This window comes from Hyalangium sp. (assembly GCF_035629615.1).
Taxonomy (GTDB): domain Bacteria; phylum Myxococcota; class Myxococcia; order Myxococcales; family Myxococcaceae; genus Hyalangium.
In genome coordinates this window covers 1-4,356 of sequence record NZ_DASPHO010000678.1, presented here as the reverse complement: position 1 = coordinate 4,356, position 4,356 = coordinate 1, and the positions used below count along the sequence as shown (strand labels likewise).

The following is a 4,356-nucleotide window of genomic DNA, read 5'->3' as shown; positions in this document are numbered from 1 at the left end:
TGCAGCCCGACGACGTGCGGGTCCACGTAGTCCCGGAGTTCGCGGCGGTGAGCGTGGGGCTGCGTCAGACGTTCAGCGCCAGCGTGAGCGGCACGGCCAACCCGGCCGTCACCTGGTCCGTCGTGGGGGGCAGCGCCAACGGCAGCATCTCGGCGGAGGGGAACTACACCGCGCCAGGCTCTCCAGGCATCTACCGGGTGGCGGCCACGAGCGTGGCGGATCCTTCCAAGAGCCACAGCGTCGACGTCTTCGTCCAGAGCTCGGGCGCCGTCGCGGCGGTGATCAGCCCTGCGACCGCCACGCTCGCGCCCGGCGCCTTCCAGACCTTCACCTTCACCAGCGGCGCTGGTGCCATCACGCCCAGCTCCGTGAACTGGAGCGTGCTCGAGGCGGACCTGGGCGGTGCGGTGAGTCCCACCGGCCTCTACCGGGCGCCCCCGACGGAGGGCACCTACCACCTGCTGGCCTCCTCCTACGACGGGTCGTACGCGGTGGCCACCCTTCGGGTCGCGCAGCAGGCGACGCCAACGGTGTCCGTGCTGCCGGGCAGCGCGCGCCTCCGGCCTGGGCAGCAGCAGTCCTTCGCGGCCTATGTCACGGAGAGCAGCAACTCGTCCGTCACCTGGTCGGCGACCGGGGGCTTCATCGACTCCGGAGGAGTCTTCACGGCACCTGCCGTGCCCGGCGCGTACACCTTACGGGCCACGAGCGTGGCAGTTCCTCAGGTGTCGCAGACGGTACAGGTGGTGGTGGTGGATGACTTCCGCGAGGGTGGGATGGTCATCAGCCCGACGATGGTGACCGTGCCCACTCATGCCTATTACGCCTTCACGGGAGCCAACTCCGGCGCCTCGGACAACGCGGTGTATTGGCGTGTGTTGGAGGGCCCAGCAGGCGGCAGCATCACCGCCCGTGGTGGCTACATCGCGCCGTCGACGCCGGGCACGTACACGGTGGTCCTGGATGGGGGTGGCTTCTACAGTCCGCTGTTCGCCTACGCGCTGGTGCGCGTGGTGGAGCCCTCGCAGACCTCCGTCAGTGTGCTGCCTGCCAAGGTGCAGGTGCCACCGGGCGGCAAGCTGTCGCTGATCGCGAGCGTCTCGGGCAACTCGGACACGCGCGTCGAGTGGACCACGAGCGGCGGTTTCCTGCAGGGGGCGCTCTACACCGCGCCAGCGGTTCCTGGCACCTATGCGGTGACCGCGACCAGCACGGCCGATCCGACGAAGAGCGCGAGCGCGACCGTCACAGTGTCGGGCCAGCCCGGGGTGATCTCGCTCGGACTGAGCCCGGCGGAGCAGGTGGTGGCCCCTGGTGCCTTTGCTTCGTTCCAGCTCCACCTCTCTGGCATCTCTTCCACGTCGGCCACCGCGACCCTCACGCGCGTGCTCGAGGCTCCGGAAGGTGGCACGGTGATCCACCTCGACAATGGGACGGTGGAGTACTTTGCGCCCCGCAAGCCAGGGCGCTACCACGTGAGTGCCAGCTTCTATCCCCACACCTCGACGGAGTCGTCCGAGGGCCTGGCTCGCGTCTCCGTCTCACCGAGGGCGGGCGTGTCCGTGAGCCTCCGGCCCCATTCCGCGACGCTCCCCACGGAAGCTCGGCAGACCTTCACCGCGGGGGTGCTGGGATCCGCCAACACCCAGGTGAACTGGAGCGCCACGGGCGGCAGCATCTCCCTTGACGGCACCTATCTGACGCCGTCGCAGCCCGGTGCCTATACGGTCACCGCCACGAGCGTGGCGGATCCCACCCAGAGCGTCACCGTGCCTGTCCAGGTGGTGTCGAGCACCTCGGCCGCGGCGGTGAGCCTCTTCCCCTCCGTGGTGCACCGGCCGCCGGGAGGAACGGTGACGTTCTTGGCCGAGGCCTCCAGTCCCTTCTTCCCCTTCATCTACTGGCGGGTGCTGGGAGGTCCGGAGAACGGGAGCATCGACTATCTGGGCAACTACACGGCGCCGATCACTCCCGGGGTTTATTACGTGATGGCCAGCTCCGTGGACGCGGACTGGTACGCGCACGCGATCGCGACCGTCATCGTCGAATAGGCCACTCCTGGCATGCGGACGACGTGCGCGGGGCGGGCTGTGCTGGGGGCGCTGCTGGTGCTGGTGCCCCTGGCCTTCACGCAGTGGACGCTCGAGGGCTTCGAGCTGGTGAAGGTGGCCCTCCTGCACCTCGCGGCGCTCGCCCTCGTAGCGCTGGGAGGTGGCAGGTGGGAGGCGGCGCGTCGCGCTCTGCCAGAAGTCGTGCGGGAGCCTCTCGCGCTGGGCTTTCTCCTGCTGCTCGTCTCGGCGGTGGCCTCCACGGCTGTGTCCATCAGCCGTTGGACGTCACTGGCCGGGGCTCACGAGTCCTTCTCCGGGCTGCCGACGGTGCTCGGCTATACGGTGCTCTTCTTCGCCGCGCGTGCCTGGGGCCGGACTCCGGCAGTTGCTCGGGCGCTGCTCGCCAGCCCGGTGGTAGCCTCTGCACTGGTGGCCAGCTACGCCTGGGCGCAGGTGCTCGGGGTGGATCCGCTGACGTGGGAGCGGGTCGCCACCTTGGGCGAGCAGGTGCGCACCTTCTCCACGCTGGGCCATCCGAACCACCTCGCCGCGTTCCTGGCGATGGCATTTCCCTTCACGGCACTCTGGGCGCAGCGCGCCGCGGACCTGAAGCGTCACGGTGCCCTGGGGCTCCTCTGTGCCGTGGCGCTGCTCTCAGTGGGAGCGGTGGCGGTCTCCCTGTCTCGGAGCGGCTGGTTGGCGATGGCGTGCGTGCTCGGGGTGCTGGCGGTGGGTGGGGTGCGGCTGGGCCAGCGTCGGGGTGCGCTCGTGGGTGGGGTGGTGCTCGCGGTGGCCCTCGTGGTGGTGTTCGTGCTGGCACTGCGTGCGCCTGGCAGCGGGCAGGAGGGGTGGCTCGCCTCGCTGTCCGAGCGGGTGCGCCGCTTTGGTGAGGGGGACACGCGCCTGCTCATCTGGCGGGCGGCATGGGAGATCTTTGCTGCACACCCGGTGCTGGGTTCCGGCCTCGATACCTTCCACCTCGCCTTCGAGGGTGCACGCTCGGCGGACTACTGGAAGCTGGAGTGGAACGGGACGCCGGCCAAGGCCCACAACCAGGCCCTGCACCTCCTGGCTACTCAAGGCCTTCTGGGCGGCTCAGCGCTGCTCGTCCTGGGGGTGGGCCTCGTCCTGGCCATCCGCCGAGCCTGGCGCCGGGTGCCCATTGAGGAGCGTCCCCTCGTCCTGGCCCTCACGGCCTCGGTGCTGGCCTTCGCCACGCAGAATGCCTTCAACTTCACCGTCGCGGCTACCGGCACGCTCTTCACCTGCGTGGCGGGTCTGCTGTCCGGCCTTGGGAGGGAAGGGGATGTGGCGGCCCCGCTCGTAGGGACCTCGTGTGCTCGGGGAACCCTTCTGGGCGCGGCGGTCCTGGGGATGGTGTCGTTCCTGCTCACGCTGGCGGGGCCGGGAGCGCCCGTCGGCGGGCTGTCCGCGGCTCAGGGGTTGGGGCTGCTGCTGATGGCCGCAATGCTCGGAGGCACCACGTGGAGCCTCACGGGCTTGTTGCGTGCGGAGAAGCCTTCCGCCACATCGCGACGCATGGAGCTGGGAAGCCCGAGAGGTTCCATATGGCGGGCGGTGGTGCTCGGGGGGACCGCGCTCGCGCTGGCTGTCGTGGGGATCCTGAGCCCCTTGCGTGCCAGCGCCGCATGCCGCACGGGGCAGGCGCTGATCTCGGTGACGCCGGAGCGGGCCGTGCCGCACCTCGAGCGGGCGGTGGCGCTGGATTTCACTCGGGATACCTGTCTTGCGAAGCTCGGCACCGCGGCGCTGCTCGTTGCCAAGACCACGACTGATGGGGGCGTCCGGCGGCAAGCGCTGGAGCGTGCTCGTGGAGCCTTTACGACGGCCCTTGCACAGGTTCCAGCGGAGTCCTACCACCATGCCAACCTCGGACGGTTGCGCACGGAGCTCGCGCGCGACGGACTTGCGGCGACGGTCGAGGCCTTCGCGGCCTACGACGAAGCCTTGAGGCGCGACCCAGCCAACGGCCACATCCTCGCGGACGCCGCGCTCTCGGCGCTCACGCTGCGGGACGCGAACCGGGCGCGCCAGTATGCCCACCGCGCCGTGGCGCTCTACCCGGACTTCGCCCCGCCCTTGGCGGTGCTCGGCTTCCTGGCACTCCAAGAGGGAAATACAGCCGAGGCCGTGCGCCTGCTGCGGGCAGCTCGCGCAGGGCAATGGCGGGGCGATGAGAACGCTCGCCGGGTGGCGGTTGGCAACCTGGTGGCGGCGCTCCTGCGGGTGGGACGCCCGGACGAGGCGCTCGATCCCGCACGTGAGGTGGTGGCGCTCACGCCCG

General features: G+C 70.2%; 1 protein-coding gene and 1 pseudogene. Both read left to right on the top strand.

What is annotated here, in order from left to right; translation table 11 throughout:
• Positions 1-2,051 (top strand): annotated as a pseudogene (locus tag VD972_RS34260) (hypothetical protein); the annotation flags it as partial.
• A 12-nt stretch (positions 2,052-2,063) separates the two neighbouring features.
• On the top strand, positions 2,064-4,356 hold a 2,293-nt coding region (locus VD972_RS34255; RefSeq protein WP_324993012.1), incomplete at its 3' end, for an O-antigen ligase family protein.